A 16,635-nucleotide genomic window follows, 5' to 3' on the forward strand; every position below is an offset into this window, starting at 1 on the left:
GCCGAGGCGTTCGTTTCGCCGGCGTGGACAGCGCTTAGCCATGGCGACGTGACAAACGTTAACAGGGCTGTGCTAATGACCAGCAGATTGGAACGAAGTCGCAATGTCTGATCCCTTAGATTTCCGCTATGACGTTTGAGATCGTCCAGGTCGTTCAAGAGATAAGCAATGCCGGCGGCGTGGAAACAGTCGCTATCGAGCTGGCGCGCGTTTTCGGCCGGAATGGTTTATCGAACATCGTGCTTGCGAGCACCGTCGCGGACAATCTCGAACACACGATCCGAGTCGAGCGCGTTGCGCCATGGCTGGCGCGGATTCCGACTCGCGGACTGTTCCGGCACATCGGCCGCGCCATTGTCGTGCCGCTGTTCACGCTGGCCGCGACACGGGCGCTGGCGCGTCACCCCGACGCCGTCGTCATCAGCCACGGCGACAGCCTCAAGGGTGACGTGCTGATCGTGCATGCCGTCAATGCGCAGAGCCTCGCCGAGAAACGCGCCGCCGGCAGTCGGCGCTGGATGCTCAACCCTATGCATCTGTGGGTCGCGCTGCGCGACCGGTTCATGATCGGAGGCCTGCGGTATCGGGCGTTCGTGGCGGTGTCCTCCCGCGTCACCGCGGAGCTGCAGCGCTTCTTCCGCGTGCCGGCCGCCCGCATCCACGTCATCTCCAACGGCATTGATCTCGCGCGCTTCAAGCGCGACGCCGTCGGCGGCCAGGCGATCCGGCGTGAGTTCGGCATCCCGGAGAACGCGCGCCTGCTGCTGTTCGTCGGCCACGAATTCAACCGCAAGGGACTGGCGCATGCGATCGGCGCGCTCGATCGGCTCGGCAACGACGTCTGGCTGCTGGTCGTCGGCTCGGACAATCCCGCGCCCTACCGCAGACTGACGCGCAACGCCCAGCAACGACTGATCTTCGCCGGCCCACGCTCGGACCTGCCGGCGCTGTACTCGGCGGCCGATGCCTTCGTGCTCCCCACGAGTTATGAGACCTTCTCGCTGGTCTGCATGGAGGCCATGGCCTGCGGGGTGCCGGTGTTCGCAACGCCGGTCGGCGGCATCGAGGACTATCTGCGCGACGGCGTCAACGGCTTCCGCATTTCAGCAGACGCCGATGACATCGCGGCCAAGCTCGCGGCCGTCTTCGCCGACCCCGCACTGATGCGCCGGCTGCAGGACGGCGCCCAGGCGACCGCGCAGATCTATGGCTGGGACCAGATCGGGCTGCAATACATCGAACTGCTCAAGCAGATCGATGCCGCCAAGCGCCAGTCCGGCCGCGCAGCGATGGCGCTGCCGGTGAAGGCCTAGCTAATTCGTCTGCAGCCGCTGTGGGCGGGCGAGGCCGGATGCGGTTCTCGACTGATGCGCCGCGCGGCATGCCGTTTCAATCGCCGCCGCGACCGCATCATAGGTGAAGCGCCGAAGCACGTTCGCACGGGCCGCCTCACTGCGAACAGCGAGCTCCGCCCGCTGGCCGCTGAGCTCATCGATGAGCCGACACAGGCTGCCGGGATCCTGCTCCGGCACGATCCAGCCGCCGTCGCCGACGACATCCGGAATCGCTCCGCAGGTCGATCCGATCACCGGGATGGCGCAGGCCTGGGCCTCGATGATCACCCGGCCGAACTGCTCGCGCACCGCGTCCGTGGTTCGCGTCAGCAGCAGCAATGCGTCCAGGCGGCGCAGAAAAGCCGCGACTGCAGCGGATGAAGCCCAGCCCTGGATGGTGACGCGCCCGCCCAAACCAAGTTCGGCCACGCGCCGGCGCAGATGCGGCTCGTGCGGACCTTCGCCCATGATGCTCAGCGTCGCCACCGACTTGCTGCGCGCGAGCGCTTCGAGCGCATCGTCGAGGCCCTTCTCGACCACCAGCCGGCCGACATAGCCGAGCCGCAGCGGCGAGCCGGCCGTCGCATTCGATCGATCATCCGCCGGCATGAAGGTCGCGAGATCGACACCATAGCCGATCGGCGTCACCGGACCCGTGTAGCCGCACGCCCTCACGACCTCAGTCGCATCGGGACTGCGCGACAGGATGTGGGCGGTGCGGCCGAGGACGAATTTGCGGATCGCCTCGAATGGTGGCGGCAGCCGTTTCAGGATGTTCTGGTCGACCTCGAGCACGAGCGCCGCACGGCCGCGCAGCATCTGCGCCTGCAGCGCGACGATGCTCCAGGGCTCTTCCCAAAGGTGAATCACGTCGGGATCGAGCTCGCGCAGCAGGCGGCGCAGCGCCGGATAGAAGTGCAGGTACCATTTCATCGGACCCGCGTCCGGGAGTCGGATCGGGAGCCGATGGATGGGAAAGGCTTCGTTGGAGTGAGCCGCGGTGATGGTGCGGCCGAATTCCTTCCACACCTCGGGCGTCACGAGATGCAGATCGACGTCGGGCCGGGACGCGAGATGGCGGTAGCGCAGCCGGCCGGCCTCGCTGCTGGTGGCCGGATGCGCAATCGAGACGATTCGCAAGCGCCCCCTGCTAGACACGGCCCATCACCTTCGCTGCAGTCCCGCTGAAGCCCGTGAGATGCAGCTCCATCGCCGCAAGCGTACGATGCGCGCCATTCATGGTGTTGCGCGGAATCGAGAACGCATCCTGCCCTGCTTTGACAAGGCCCTTGCGCGTGGTCGCGGCACTGGCGAATCCGGCCTGCCGCGCCAGCGCAAAGTCCCGCGGTCCGCAATCGGCGGCGCGCCCGTAAGGAAACGCGAAGTGCCGGACGTCGATGCCGAGCCGCTCGTTCAATCGCAGCCGCGCGCCGGCCAGCTCGCGAAGGGCGTCTTCGGAAGACAGCGACGAGATGCGCGCATGCGAGACGGTGTGGGCTCCGATCTCGATGAGCGGATCCCCCGCCAGCACTTCCAGCATGTCCCAGGAGATCGCATGCTTCCAGTGCATTGCCTCGATGTCGATGGCGTTGGCGGCACAGAACGCGGCGTAACGATCCGCCGCCTGCGGGCCATCCCAGCGCGAGGCGATCTGCGCGAACACCGCGCGGCGCTGCTCGGCGCTCGACGGCGCGATCCGCTCATCGTCGACCGTGACATGGCCCCTGTGCAGCAGCGCATCCTCCAAGCCAGCGCCCCACAGCGGCAAGGTGCCGTCGGGAATGCCGGTCGTCACGAACAGCGTCACCGGCACCTTGCGCCTGCGGAACACCGGCACAAGCAGATCGAACGTATCGCGGTAGCAGTCGTCGATCGAGAAGTTGACGTAGCGGCCGGACGGCTCGGCGCTTGCCGTCCGGCGCAGCGCCTCGCTGATCGTCACGACATCCCAACCCTGGTCGAGGACATAGCCGAGGAAGCGATCGAGAAAGTCGGCATCGACGTAGAAGTCGCGATTGGGCAGACGCTCCCACTGCTCTGCCGGCGCGGTGCGATGGAACGTCAAACAGCAGCCGCGCGGGCCGAGCACACGATCGATCACTTTGGCGACGGGAAGGACGAAGGCGCCGGATGCCATCATCGCTTTGGCAGCAGCGAGGGCCAGCAGGGTCAACTCAGCTCTCCCTTCATCTTGAACGTACGACGAACATGACGGAGCGCCGTGCCGACCACGGCCGGCAGCAGGATGCCGATCGCGAAGGCCAGGCAGAGGAGATACGCCAATCCGCCGGCGAACAGGCGCGGCAGCAGGCCCGGCACGGAGGTCTGAATCATCAGGCCGAGCACGACCATCAATGCGGTCGGCAGCAGGGCCAGGCCGATCACGAGCAGGAGCTTTCGCGCATCACCGAGCACGAACACCACGCCCGACAGCAGCACGAGGCTGCGGATCGCTTCGCCGATGCCGAGCAACTGCATGCCGGCCGCCGGCGACGGATCGAACAGCGGCATCAGCAGGTTGAAGCCCATGTTGGCGAGATAGGCCGAGACGATGATGACCGCAGCGACGCCGTTGCGCCCCGCGCCATTGAGCAGACGGATCAGGATCCAGCCGAGGGTCGCGGCCCAGACGCCGCAGGCGATGCCCTTGAGCGCATGCGAGGTCAGCAGCAGGGCCTCGTCGCCGAACGCGCCGCGGAAATAGATCAGGCGGACGATGTCGGTCGAGAAGACCAGCAGGAACGCCGAGGCCGGCAAGATCAGCGCGAGCAGCGGCCGCAGCAGCGCCTCGGTCTGCGCACGCGGATCGCGTGGGGCATGCTGCGACAGCACCGCCATGCCGAGCGGTTGGCTGATCAGCAGCAGCGCGCTCTCGGTCAGCGAGCGCGCGTAGTCCAGCGACGCGACGGCGCCGGTCGTCAGCCGCGATGCCGTGAAGCGCTCGATCCAGACATTGCCCTGCTCGGCCAACGGCAACGCCAGCAGGACGCGCAGCCGGCGGAAGAATTCGATACCCTTGTCGATCACCATGCCGGCGGTCAGGCCGGAGACGCTCAGCGCGCCCTCGCGCCACAGCGTGAACAGACCCCAGGCGGCGAGGCCATTGAAGGCGGCGGTGAAGGCGCAGGCGAGCATGTAGGCGTCGCCGGTCAGCACCAGCAGGCCGATGCCGCCGATCACCGCGACGTTGAGCAGGCTGGCACGGACATTGGTAAGCCGCGTGCGGCCGAGCGCGATCTCGCCGGCGGCAAGCACATTGAGCACCGCCGACGCCGGCATGCCGAACGCCATCATGCGCACGAAGTGCAAGGTCAGCGCGCGCCCCTCCGCCGAGAAGCCGCCGACGACGGCGTTCACCCAGAGCTCACCGAGCAGCAGGATGATCGCGGTCACCAGGCTCGAGACGACGGCAATGACGATCGTCAGCGCACCGAGGCTGCGCGCGGCATCCGGCCGCTGCAGCGCCTCGCGATGCATCGGGATCATGATCGCCGGCACGCTCTCGTTCTGCAGGAACGCAAGCGGGATGAGCACGGCCGCCATGGCGGCCCGGAAGCCGTCGGCGATGAGCGAGGTGCCGAGCACATGCGCCATCAGCACCTCGCGGCCGAAGCCGAGCATCTTGCTCGCCAGCGCACCGCTGATCAGCAGCGCACTGAAGCGCTTGAGCGAAGGACCGGAGGCGCTCATGCGGCATCCTCCGACACGGCCGGCGGCCCTTTCCATCGCGCAGGGACTTGTCCGTCCTCGAGCAGTCTCGGCCACGACGGCACCGGCGCGAGAATGGCGAACGGCGGGCCGCAATCCACGACGAGATCGACCATGCGCCGCTCGGAGGCCGGGGCAGGTGTGACGATCGTGCTCACACCGCCGCTCCCGCACCGACATTGCGGATCAGCAGCCCGATCGAGTCCAGCATGCGTGCCAGGCTGTAATGGGTGCGCGCGCGGCGCGACGCGTAGTCGAGCTGGGGCGCGAGGATCTCGGGTTGAGCCAGCACCGCGTCCAAGGCCTCGGACAGCGCACGCGCGTCGCCAGGCGGCACGAGCAGACCGGCCCGGCCATGTTCGAGGATGTCCGGCGCAGCGCCGGCGTCAGTGGCAATCACCGGCACGCCGGCGAGCATCGCTTCGACCAGGGTGCGGCCGAACGGCTCGGGATCGATCGACGGATGCACCATCGCGTCCACCGCCTGCATCAGCAGCGGCACGTCGCTGCGATGCCCAAGGAAGTGAACGCGATCGCCGAGGCAAAGCTTCGCGACCAGCCGTCTCAGCTCAGCCGCGTAGTCCTGCTCGCCGAACAACGCGTCGCCAACGATGATACCGTGCACGTTCGGCAATTCGGCCAGCGCCTCGATCAGGATATGCTGCCCCTTCCACCGCGCGAGCCGGCTGAATACGCCGACCAGCGGTCCCGACGGCAGGCCGAGCCGCCGCCTCAGCTCCTCGCGCGACGCGGGCACGGGTTCGACGGCGAGACCATTGGGCACGACCTCGACGAGAGAGCGTCGACCTCCGGCCTCGATGAAGGCGGCTGCGGCAGCTTCGGAGGGGACGACGACCTTCGCCGCGAAGCGGTTGGCGAGGAAGATCTGCATGCGACGCTGCAGCGCGCCGAAATGAGCCGGGCTGATGATGTCGTGCAGATGCCAGATCAACGGCCGCCGTGCCGCGATGTTGGCGATGGCCGACAGGACAAAGGCCTTCTGCGAATTGGCATAGAGGACGTCATGCTTGCGTGCGACATGCGCGAGCTCCGCGGTGATCGCCGCGAGTCTGCCGAACAGCGGCAGCGCCTCGAGCCACGAACTGTCGCGTCTGAACTGCCCCAGGCCGTGGCCCCAGCGCGACGTGGCGACCGACATCCCGCGCTCAGCCAGCACCTGGCCGAGCGGGCCCGGCTCGAACAGGAACACCGACGAATCCTTGCGGCCCTGGACGACATCGAGCAGGATCAACTCGGCGCCGCCGATCTGCCCGGTGTGATCGACGAACAGGACACGCTCGGTCGACATCACCCGGCTCCGGCGTAGGCCGCCACGGGCGCGGTCTGGACCACAGGCGCGCTGCGGTGCTCGACGTCGGTCATGGTGACGACGATGCCGACATCGCGGGCTCCGAGTGCCCTGCTCCTGTTCACCGTCGCGACCGCCGGCTCGATCAACGACCGGTCACTGCGCACGCAGACGATCGCCCAGTCCGTACCGGCAAGGAAGTCGTTCCGTTGCGACGGCAATGGTGTGTCGACGATCACGGCATCATAGCCATCGAGACCAGCGAGGAGACGGTCGAGGCTGATCGCGTCGAGAATGTCGCCGACCGGACCGGTCGCCTCACCAACCGGCAGCACGTCGAGCGAGGGATGCGCGGTGGGCAGAACCATGTCCCGGAGCGGCGTCCCGCGCTCCAGCGCGCCGAGCCATCCGGGGCTTGCCGGCAGCGCCATGATCTCTGCAAAGGCGGGATGCGAGACGTCGCACTCGACGACCAGCACGCGCCAGCCTGCGGCCGCGAGGTGCTCTGCCAGCGCACAGGTCGTGGTCGTCTTGCCATCTGCTGCATCGGGAGAGGTCACGACGATGCGCTGCGATCGGGCGGACCGCTTCAAACCGAGTTCGTGGACGAGATCATGCAGCGTGTGCTGAAAATCAGTGTCCTCGGAGGCGAGGCGCAAGACGCGCGGGATCGCCAGCGGTTGGTGGCTTTGCAGGATCGCGCCGAGCGCCGACATCTCACGCAGGCTCTTCAGGCGCGGCAGGCAGGCCAGGATCGAAACGTCGGCGACGCTCGGGAGATGGGACCTTCGTTCAGGCGCTGCCGGTGGCGTCGCCGCTTGCGGTGCGGTCACACGCTCGGCCAATTCAGGGACGATGGCCGGAGCTTCGTCGACAGCGGGCGCCTCGACCTGCTCGGCCGGCGCTTCCGGCGTGACGGGCACGGGCGGGCTGATCAGGCGCGCGCCGAGCCTGTCGGCGAGCAGCGCAGCGCCGACACCGAAGATCAACGCGAGCGTCGTGCCAGCGGCGAGGAACGGGATCTTCTTCGGGAAGAACGGCTTGCTCGGCAGCTCAGCGAGGCTGACGAGACGCGTGCTGCCGCGCAGGACACGCCGTTCGGTCTCGAGCTCGCTCGCCTTCTTGTAGAGCTCGGCATATTGCTGCCGCTTGATCTCGGTGTCGCGCACCATGCTCTCGATGGAGGCCTCGTCCAGCGTGGCCGAGCCGGCCTCCGCCTTCGCCGTCTCCATCTGCTTCTTCAGCGAGTTCACCAGCGCGGTGTTGGCATCGTACGTCTTCTGCGCGCTCGCCGCGATGCTCTGCATCTCGGCGATCAGCCGCTGCTGGATGATCGCCTGCTCGCGCGTCAGCGCCAGGATCGAGGGGTGCTTCGGCCCGAGCACACCGGCCGCACTGGCGAGCTGCGCGCTCACGGTCGTCAGTTGCTGCTTGAGGTCGGCGATGGTGCGGCTCTGCAGCACCGACGGGGCGTCGGTCGGCCCGCGCTCCTGCTCCGACTTGATCTCCTGCAGCCGCGCCGCGGCGTCGGCGCGCGCGGCCTCCGCCTGCGACAGCTGCTGGCCGATGCTGGTCAGCCGCTCCGAGGAGATCGGCGCATTGGCGCCACGCATCAGGCCCTTGGTGCGGCGGAACTTCTGGATCTTGTCGTCGGCCTCGCGCAGTTGCTGGTCGAGTTGCTTCAATTCCTTCCAGAGCCAGGAGCTCGCGACCTCGCGGCTGTTGGCGCCTTCGGTGCGCTGGTCCTCGAGAAAGGTCTGCGTCAACGCGTTGGCGAGCGTCTTCGCAGCCTCGGGACTGCTCGACTGATAGGAGATGTTGATGACGCGCGAGCGGCCGGCCGAAGCAACGCTGAAGCGACTGTCGACGTGATCGATGAACGCGCCCGGATCGGTCTTGAGGCGCTGGCACGCATCGCCCGAACCCATGAGACGGCCGCGCTCGCATTCGCCGACCACGGCGTCGACCACGCCGGGCGACGACATGATCTGACGCAGCAGGCGTGGCGAGCGGATCACCAGGAGCTGGCTTTCCATGTCGGCGGGATCGCCGATCTTCTGCGCCCACGCCGCCGAGGTGTTGGCACCCGGCTCCTGCTCGGCGATGATCACGGAAGCGGTGGCGAGATAGCGCACCGGCAGCAGCACGAGCGCGGCCACGGCAAGCGCGAGAACGGCGCCGGCCACGATGGCGAACACGCCGCGGCGGCGCCAGATCCGGGCGACGGCGTCAATGCCGGACAAGGCCTCGCCGAGAGCCGCCTGCCTCATGATCTGCACCCGTACCACATCCAATATTACGCAATCAGCCGCGTCGCGCGGCCCTGATGTCCCGCACGGAAACTGTCGATCTCCTCGTTGACCGCCGCGACGAACTGGCTGCGGAAACGCTCGGCCGAGAAGAAGCTGGCGCGCTGGCGGCAGTCGAGCCGCGAGATCGATTTCTCCTTGGCCACGAACGATCGCACGCAGGCCGCGATCGCCTCGGGCTCGGGCGAGCCGAAGAACATGCCGGTCGGCCGCGGCCCCGTGGTGAGGATCGACTCGCGTGCACCGCCGCGGCCGAGCGCCAGCACCGGTGCGCCTTCGGACTGCGCCTCGACCGGGATGATGCCGAAATCCTCTTCCGCCGCAAACACGAAGGCGCGGGCGGTTGTCATGAGGTCACGCAGCTGCTTGTCGGGCACGAAGCCGGCGAACTTGACGTTCGGCCCCGCGATCGACTTCAGCCGCGCGGCTTCCGGACCGTCGCCGGCCACGACCAGCTCGAGGTCCGGCATGGTGTTGAAGGCGCGCACGATCGGCTCGATGCGCTTGTAGGGCACGAGCCGGCTCGCGGCGAGGAAGTGGCTGCCGACCGGCAGGATCGCATCGCGCTGCGCGATGGTCACCGGCGGATAGATCACCTTGGCGTCGCGGCCGTAGATCTTCTTGATGCGGCGGGCGACGAACTGCGAATTGGTAAAGATGGCGTCGGGACCGTGCGCGGTGCGCGCATCCCAGATCCGCATCTTGTGCAACAAGGCGCGAGCGATCAGGCCCTTGACGCCGGTGGCGTAGCCGCTCTCCTGCAGATACTGGTGCTGCAGATCCCAGGCATAGCGCATCGGCGAATGCACATAGGCGATGTGCAGCTGCTCCGGCCCGGTCAGAACGCCCTTCGCCACCGCGCAGCTGGAGGAGATCACCAGGTCGTAGCTCGACAGATCGAGCTGCTCGATCGCGAGCGGCATCAGCGGCAGATAGGAGCGGTGATACTTCCGCAAGAGCGGCATCTTCTGCAGGAAGCTGGTGTGCGACTTCTCGAATCCCAGCTTGGCGCGGTCCTCGGGACGCAGCAGGTCGAACAGCGTGAAGACGTCGGCGCCGGGATAGCAGCGCAGGATCTCCTGAAGGACCTTCTCGGCGCCGCCAAGAACGTAAAGCCAATCGTGGACGATCGCGACGCGCACCGCACTCTCCCAATTCCCGGGGTATTTAATAAAACCCTTAAGGGAGGCGTTCACGCGCACAAACCCAATCCTAAACTTCTAGTTAATCGCCCTTGTCGTCCGACCCGTCGAATCCGCTGCTATCAGGTAAGGATCGATTAAGGATATGCCAGCCGCATTGCGTCTCATGCCGTGACATGGTGTGCCGGACCAGAACGCGAAACGAGGCCATGGTCCCGCTTCGGCACACTCCGGCACGATAGGCCGCCTTGCTTAACAGGCCCTTGCGGATCGCAACGCCTGCGCGAATGCAGCCATGCGTGGCGACGGCCGCGACGACGCGCCGCGGCCTGATCGTTAGCGCATTCCGCCGCACGCGAACGTGATCGCGCGCGTCCCGATCAGCCGGCGATGGCGAGCTGCTCGATCGCGTGGCCGTGGCGGATGGCGCGGTTCAGCACGGGATCGACCAGCTCGAAGTCGAAGCGGTCGGCGGGGCGGATGCCGCCCTTGGCGGCAAACGTGCCGCCGAACATCGCGGTGCCCTCGGGCAGGCCTGCCTCACCATAACGGCGCGCGATCAGGTCGACGGGCGCCAGCATGCCGCTCAGCGCACCCTCCTGATAGAGCACGCGCTCGCCGTTGATGGTCGCGTAGGCGCGCAGCATCAGCTGGTCCCAATGCGCGGCGACATCGTCAACCAGCCACAGCTCGGGCGCCACCGGCTTGTCGCACATCTGCTTGGACACGGTGATGTTGTAGGTCTCGACCTTGCGGTCGGTATGATCGGAGCCGACGCCGACATAGAGCCGGCCGCCGGACTTCACCAGCACGAACTCGACCTCGCCGGAGGAGTCGCCGCCGCTGACCTCGATGCTGTCCGACGTCGTCAGCCGGCTGGCCGCAGCCTCGTAATAGATCGGCGTCGTCGCCGGCCGGGGAATGCCGAGCTCTTCCAGCTCGGCGATGTGCTTGTCGCGGGCGACCGGATCGCGCCCGGTCCAGCCGGCGATGACGAGGCGGCTCAGCGTGATCCGCTGCCGCGTCGCCGCACCATCCGCGTGAACCAGGAAATCGATCGTCGCACCGCTCATCGTCTCATCGCCTCTTGCTGACCAGCCCGCCGCTTAGCCGTCCGGCCGCTCGCTGGCAAGGCGCCCAGCCGTTCACTCCTGCTCGGCCTTCTCCGCCTCGTGATCCTCCTTCAAGTGCCGCTTGCGGATCTGGTGGGTCGTGAACCAGATCAGCGCGATCGCGACCGGCACGAAGGCGGCGGTAGCCAGCGTCGGCTCGACCGGCAGGCCGGTGTCATGCGCGCCCTTGGCGAGATAGCCGAACAGGCTGACGACGTAATAGCCGATCGCGGCCACCGACAGCCCCTCGACCGTGCTCTGCAGCCGCAGCTGCAGCTTGGTGCGCTCGTTCATCGAGCGCAGGAGATCGCGGTTCTGCTGCTCCAGCTCGACATTGACGCGGGTGCGCAGCAGGTCGGCGGCGCGCGCCAGCTTGAGCGACAGGTTCGACTGCCGCCCCTCCAGCGCGTTGCAGGTGCGCATCGCCGGCGCGGTGCGCCGCGCCAGGAACGACGACCAGCTCGAATACGGCGCGACCGGCTCACCCTCGATCACCGCCAAGCGGGCCTGCACCAGGTCGTAATAGGCGCGGCTGGCGCCGAACCGGAACAGGCTGCCGGTGGCGCCGCGCTCCAGCAGCGCCTCGAGCTCGGTCAGCTCGCGCAGCAAATGGTTGTTGAGCTTGAACGACTGCGCGCCCTGCATCTCCGCGAGCACCTCGACCAGCCGCCGCTCGATGCGGTCGACGTCCGGCGCCAGCGCCAGCGCCGCCGGCAGGCCGAGCAGCGCCAAAGTGCGGTAGGTCTCGAGCTCCAGCACGCGCTGCACCAGCGCCCCGAGCCGCTCCGGGGTCGGGCCGTCGGCGCAGACCAGGATGCGGGTGAAGCCGTCGTCGTCGAGGCGGAAGTCGGAGGCGACCGCGCCGGCGCTGCCCTTGATCGTCACGATGGCGAGGCTGCTCTTGTCGAAGATCTCCTCCGCACGCGCCACCGGATCGGCCGCATTCTCGACCTCGAGCTTGACCGCCACCAGCAGCTCGCCGGCCTGCGGCAGCGCCGCGATCAGCGCCTGCAGCTCGGGCGCGATGGCCCCGAAGTGGCGCGGTCCGGCGCCGGCCGGCGGGCTCCAGATCCAAGTGAGGGTGGCGAATTCCGAATGCTGCTCGAAGCGCAGCCTGACCGGGCCGAGATCGACCTGATGATGCTTCACGCCCGGCTCCGGCGGCAGCGCGCCATGCTGCGCGCAGAACGCGGCGAGGCTGGCGCGGTCGACCGCCGGACTGTCGCCCTTCGCCATGAAGGCGAAGCGGATCACCAGCACCGGCTGCGCCAGCGGCGTGAACGGCCGCGCATGCACCTCGTTCAGCACGCTCTCGCGCAGGGCATGCGGCGTGAAGGCGGACTTGTCGAGCGACGTCATCGGGAGAGTCCGCGCGTGAGAGCGACACCTGACGCAGACGATCGCGCTGCGCCTGAATTGATCACCCCCGTCATGCCGTCCATCCCCCTGACTTCCGCTGTCGCCCTACTGCCAACGCGGCAGTCGCGTGTGACACCAGTGTAGCGCAATTCGATGACGGCGCCACGGCTGCGGCGATGTTGTGCGCACTGGCAGCTCTCTCAGCGCCACGGCAAGTCGATCATGATGCACGCAGACACACCAACACCTCCCGCGGCGCGATCGCGCCCGAGATCATCATCACCAAGACCCTCTTCAAATGCCGAGGGCGCAGGGAAGGCCGGGCCCCGACTGAGGCCCGTGGCCCGCCTGCGGAAAAAAATGCAGGCGGCAGGAACCACAGGTTCAGCCGGACAGACCCGGCCCTCCCTGCGCGATGGGTTTAACGTCTGCTCCGAGCTCTCCCCGGGGACCGGCTTGTTTGCCCCCGTCGCCTGATGACACGTCATGTCATCCAGACTTGGCGCCAGCATCGGGGCGCCAGGACCACACGGCTTGAACGTCCGCGAGCTGCCAATCGTCCAGCGCATCAGCACCTGACAACACTCGCGGCCACCGCTCCCCGCCTCAACGTATCGTGACGACGCGTACGCCCCTCTGCATGAGGACGGGATGCAGGGAGTAGAGCATGATTTCGGAAAAGTAGCAAGGAAGAATTTTGACGAGATGGGCTGGCCGAGGATGATGCGGGGCGACCGCATTTCGGGAAGATCGTGCCTGTCTCTTTCCTCATCGTCATGGCCGAGCTCGTCCCGGCCATCCTCGTCGTTCGTCGGGGAGAGACGTGGATGCCCGGAACAAGCCCGGCATGACGGGCAACCGATCTGCGCGCTTCAGCGTCGCAACGACCCATTTCGTTGCGAGCAATGGCGCCGATATAGTTGGGCTTGACCAAGCCACGCCAATTGCCGATCGGCACTGCACGATCAACCGCAGCGCCCCGCATGCCAGACGCCGCCGGAGGTTGGCTCTGATACGTGAATGCGTGCCAGGTGAAAGCCCCGGGTTCCGCAGCCCCGATCCGCGACCCATGCAATTGTCACGGTGGGCGTGGTAGATCATAACAGATTGGCCCTTTGCCATCGCTCGATGGTCCCTCGCCCATCAGATCCCATTTGCATCAAAGCCCTCACAGGACTCCCATGACAACCCTTTCCTCGATCGTTGCGCGCGGCGTCGCGCTGGTTGGCAATGCGGCGCTGCAGTGGCGCAAATTGCAGGGGGAGACGCCGCAGCCGGCCTGGGGCGCGCAGCCGCAGATTCCCCTGGCGAAGCCGCAGGGCCTGCTGCCGACCTTGAAGATGCCGACGGCGCGCGGCTGGCGCGACGGCGAAAAGCCGGTGGCGGCGGCGGGGCTGAAGGTGAATGCGTTCGCCACCGGGCTCGATCATCCGCGCTGGATCTATGTGATGCCGGACAAGTCGGTGCTGATCGCCGAGGCGACGCAGATTCCGAGCCCGGTGCGCAACATGTTCGGCTATGCGATGCAGGCGACGATGCGCCGCGCCGCAGCGCTGGGCGTCAGCGCCAACCGCATCACAAGGCTGGTCGATGCCGACGGCGACGGAAAGGCCGAGCGCCGCAACGCCTTCATGGAGAATCTCAGCCAGCCGTTCGGCATGGCGCTGGTCCGCGACACCTTCTATGTCGGCAACACCGACGGCATCGTCGCCTTCCCGTACAGCGCGGGCGCCGAGCGCATCACCGCGCAGGGCAAGCGTCTCACCACGTTCAAGCCGGGCGGACACTGGACGCGCAGCCTGCTGGTCAGCCCCGACGGCAGCAAGGTCTATGCCGGCGTCGGCTCGCTCACCAACATTGCCGAACTTGGCTTCGAGGTCGAGGAGGGCCGCGCCTGCATCTATGAGCTGGACATCGCGAGCGGCGTGAGCCGCATCTTCGCATCAGGCCTGCGCAATGCGGTGGGGCTGGCGTTCGAGCCGTCGACGAAGGTGCTGTGGACCGTCGTCAACGAGCGCGACGGGCTCGGCGACGAGACGCCGCCGGATTACCTCACCTCGGTGCGCGAGGGCGGCTTCTATGGCTGGCCCTATTGCTACTGGGGCAGGACGGTCGACGACCGCGTGCCGCAGGATCCGGCCCTGGTCGCGACCGCGCTGACGCCGGACTACGCGCTCGGCGGCCACACCGCCTCGCTCGGCCTGTGCTGGCTGCCCGCGGGCACCCTGCCCGGCTTCCCCCAGGGCATGGTGATCGGCCAGCACGGCTCGTGGAACCGCAGCAAGCTGTCCGGCTACAAGGTCGTGTTCATCCCGTTCGAGAACGGCAAGCCGTCCGGCCCGGCGCGCGACATTCTCTCCGGCTTCCTGGCGCCCGACGAGAGCTTCTCCTATGGCCGCCCGGTCGGCGTGACGCTCGGCCCGGACGGCTCGCTGCTGGTGGCCGACGACGTCGGCAACTGCATCTGGCGCGTGACGGGCGCGTGAGGCAGCAGGCTGCGACGATCGAGGCGGCGCGCGGCCTCGATCGTGCCTGCAACTGTCATCTTCAATCGTGGCCGTAGTACTGGCGGGTGCAGTAGCGGCGGCCGGCTTCGTGCTTGGCCGCGCGCTGGGCCGGGGTGGCGTTTGCCGGCATCAGGAAGTTGCCGCTCGCGAACAGTTGCAGGCAGTTGATGTAGTTCTTGTTTCCCAGCCATTCCCAGCCGGCAGACGCCGGCGATGTCGATGCGGATGCGAGCAGGCCCGCGCCGGCGACGATGGCGGCGGCGAAAAGACGAATGCTGGACGTCATGACCTTGTCCCTCGTTGCTTGCGGCTGCCCCTGCAGCCCATGCGAGGATCATGACGGTCAGGGCGCGCTGCTTCCGTGATGGTCCGCACAGAGAGGGGTGATGCCGCATGAACGGCGCCGCGGCGCTCGGCCGCGGAACAAGCATCACGCCCGCGACGTTGTCCGGCACAGCGACAGGAGAGTTTCATGGCCGACAACGTCAATCCCGAGCAGAAGCAGCCGGGCGAGCATCACGAAGGCAAGTTCCACTACAATCCAGGCAACCAGGCTGGCAAGACGGTCGAGGTCGGCAAGCCGGAGAACGAGCAGGTCAACAACAAGGACCGCATCGAGAACCGCGAGAAACCGCAGTCGCGGTGAGGCGGACACCATTTTAGTTTTTCGTCATGCCCGGGCTTGACCCGGGCATCCATCTTCTGAAGCACCGAGGAGATGGATGGCCGGGTCAAGCCCGGCCATGACGGCGGAGAGAGGGCGGCCCGCCCTACTCCTACAGCAGAAACGCCAGCGCCTCGTCGCACGGCGCTTCCACCTTCAGCGACAAGAGGTCATCCGCGCGGGTGCGGCCAAGATTGACGGCGGCGATGGGGATGTTGCGGTCCGCGGCGGCGCGGACGAAGCGGAAGCCGGAATAGACCATCAGCGAGGTGCCGACGACGAGCATGGCGTCGGCCTGCTCGACATGCTCGCGCGCGGTGGCGACGACCTCGCGCGGGACGGTTTCGCCGAAGAACACGACGTCGGGCTTGAGGATGCCGCCGCAGGCGCGACAGGCCGGCACATTGAAGTCCGCGAAATCGACGCCGTCGAGATCGGCATCGCCATCGGGCGCGGCGGCCGCATCATGCGCCAGCCAGCGCGGATTGGCGCCGGCCAGTTCGTCCTGAAAGTCGGCCCGCGACAGCACGGCGCCGCATCCCAGGCAGCGGACGCGATCGAGCCGGCCGTGCAGATCGATGACGTTGCTGGTCCCGGCGGCCTGGTGCAGCCGGTCGACATTCTGCGTCACCAGCAGCGAGCTCTTGCCCTGCGCCTCCAGCCGCGCCAGCGCATGATGCGCGCCGTTCGGCTGGGCGCGGCCGAACCGCCGCCAGCCGACCATGCTGCGCGCCCAATAGCGGCGGCGCGTATCGTCGCTGCCGACGAAGGCCTGATAGGTCACCGGCGGCGTGCGCTTCCACTGCCCGTCGGTGTCGCGATAGTCGGGAATGCCGGAGTTGGTGCTGCAGCCGGCGCCGGTGAGCACGACGATGCGGTGGTGATTATCGAGAAAGGATTTCAGCGCGGTGGGATCGGCCATGGCCCAGATGTAGTCGCCGGAACCGGCCTGCGCCAGTCCGCCACACCCCGGCCGGATCGCATGAACCATTGCGCGCGCCCGGTCTTATCCCGGCGGGAGGACCTGCCATGACACTACGCAACGGGCATGATCGCGGATTGTGGCCGCTCGACGCGGACGAACGGGATGGCGCGCCGATCGACGACGAGCGCGACCTCGCGACCGGCGAGGGCGGCACCATCGAGGTGCCGCTGACCGACGAGGACATCGCCAACGACGATTGACCGCGC

At 67.5% G+C, this 16,635-nt stretch carries 15 protein-coding genes; 4 read left to right on the forward strand and 11 right to left on the reverse strand.

Annotated elements, in window-relative coordinates; all coding sequences use genetic code 11:
- Positions 1–128: 128 nt before the first annotated feature.
- Entirely contained in the window at positions 129–1,313 is a 1,185-nt protein-coding gene (locus QW887_RS32120; RefSeq protein WP_316169913.1) for a glycosyltransferase family 4 protein, read from the forward strand.
- Here the strand turns inward: QW887_RS32120 and QW887_RS32125 are convergent, their stop codons facing one another.
- The 9 genes from QW887_RS32125 to QW887_RS32165 all read right to left on the reverse strand — a co-directional run bounded on the left by QW887_RS32125 (position 1,314) and on the right by QW887_RS32165 (position 12,273).
- Positions 1,314–2,492 (reverse strand): glycosyltransferase, encoded by a 1,179-nt coding sequence (locus tag QW887_RS32125; RefSeq protein WP_316173318.1) that lies wholly within the window; start codon positions 2,490–2,492, stop codon positions 1,314–1,316.
- Entirely contained in the window at positions 2,485–3,507 is a 1,023-nt protein-coding gene (locus QW887_RS32130) for a polysaccharide deacetylase family protein (RefSeq protein WP_316173320.1), read from the reverse strand. Before QW887_RS32130 ends, QW887_RS32125 begins: the two co-directional genes overlap by 8 nt.
- Positions 3,504–5,024 (reverse strand): lipid II flippase MurJ, encoded by a 1,521-nt coding sequence (locus QW887_RS32135; protein WP_316173322.1) that lies wholly within the window; start codon positions 5,022–5,024, stop codon positions 3,504–3,506. Before QW887_RS32135 ends, QW887_RS32130 begins: the two co-directional genes overlap by 4 nt.
- Positions 5,021–5,200: a hypothetical protein gene (locus QW887_RS32140; RefSeq protein ID WP_316173323.1), complete on the reverse strand. Its 180-nt coding sequence runs from the start codon at positions 5,198–5,200 to the stop codon at positions 5,021–5,023. Before QW887_RS32140 ends, QW887_RS32135 begins: the two co-directional genes overlap by 4 nt.
- Entirely contained in the window at positions 5,197–6,354 is a 1,158-nt protein-coding gene (locus QW887_RS32145; protein ID WP_316173324.1) for a glycosyltransferase family 4 protein, read from the reverse strand. Before QW887_RS32145 ends, QW887_RS32140 begins: the two co-directional genes overlap by 4 nt.
- Positions 6,351–8,621, reverse strand: a complete 2,271-nt coding sequence (locus QW887_RS32150) for an exopolysaccharide transport family protein (protein WP_316169917.1) — start codon at positions 8,619–8,621, stop codon at positions 6,351–6,353. The genes QW887_RS32145 and QW887_RS32150 overlap by 4 nt, the downstream gene beginning before the upstream one ends.
- A gap of 26 nt (positions 8,622–8,647) precedes the next feature.
- Entirely contained in the window at positions 8,648–9,802 is a 1,155-nt protein-coding gene (locus tag QW887_RS32155) for a glycosyltransferase (RefSeq protein WP_316195899.1), read from the reverse strand.
- Positions 9,803–10,182: 380 nt separating this feature from the next.
- A complete protein-coding gene (locus QW887_RS32160; RefSeq protein ID WP_316167743.1) occupies positions 10,183–10,875 on the reverse strand; it encodes a DUF2848 domain-containing protein in 693 nt (230 codons plus the stop codon).
- A gap of 72 nt (positions 10,876–10,947) precedes the next feature.
- Entirely contained in the window at positions 10,948–12,273 is a 1,326-nt protein-coding gene (locus QW887_RS32165) for a DUF3422 domain-containing protein (RefSeq protein WP_316195901.1), read from the reverse strand.
- A 1,181-nt stretch (positions 12,274–13,454) separates the two neighbouring features.
- On the opposite strand from QW887_RS32165, the gene QW887_RS32170 reads away from it, so the two are divergent.
- Positions 13,455–14,759, forward strand: coding sequence for a sorbosone dehydrogenase family protein (locus QW887_RS32170; protein WP_316195903.1), 1,305 nt, complete (start codon positions 13,455–13,457; stop codon positions 14,757–14,759).
- A 61-nt stretch (positions 14,760–14,820) separates the two neighbouring features.
- Here the strand turns inward: QW887_RS32170 and QW887_RS32175 are convergent, their stop codons facing one another.
- A complete protein-coding gene (locus tag QW887_RS32175; RefSeq protein ID WP_316195905.1) occupies positions 14,821–15,066 on the reverse strand; it encodes a hypothetical protein in 246 nt (81 codons plus the stop codon).
- Positions 15,067–15,252: 186 nt separating this feature from the next.
- Between QW887_RS32175 and QW887_RS32180 the strand changes: the two genes are divergently transcribed.
- The gene (locus tag QW887_RS32180; RefSeq protein ID WP_315715975.1) at positions 15,253–15,426 is read left to right on the forward strand and encodes a hypothetical protein; all 174 of its coding nucleotides are present in this window, start codon (positions 15,253–15,255) and stop codon (positions 15,424–15,426) included.
- Between the two features lie 130 nt (positions 15,427–15,556).
- On the opposite strand, the gene QW887_RS32185 is transcribed toward QW887_RS32180, so the two are convergent.
- Positions 15,557–16,366, reverse strand: a complete 810-nt coding sequence (locus QW887_RS32185) for an NAD-dependent protein deacetylase (protein WP_316195965.1) — start codon at positions 16,364–16,366, stop codon at positions 15,557–15,559.
- Positions 16,367–16,473: 107 nt separating this feature from the next.
- Here QW887_RS32185 and QW887_RS32190 point away from each other — a divergent pair, with 107 nt between their 5' ends.
- Positions 16,474–16,629: a hypothetical protein gene (locus QW887_RS32190; RefSeq protein ID WP_316195907.1), complete on the forward strand. Its 156-nt coding sequence runs from the start codon at positions 16,474–16,476 to the stop codon at positions 16,627–16,629.
- Positions 16,630–16,635 lie beyond the last annotated feature (6 nt).

This window comes from Bradyrhizobium sp. SZCCHNRI3052 (assembly GCF_032484895.1).
Classification (GTDB): Bacteria; Pseudomonadota; Alphaproteobacteria; order Rhizobiales; family Xanthobacteraceae; genus Bradyrhizobium.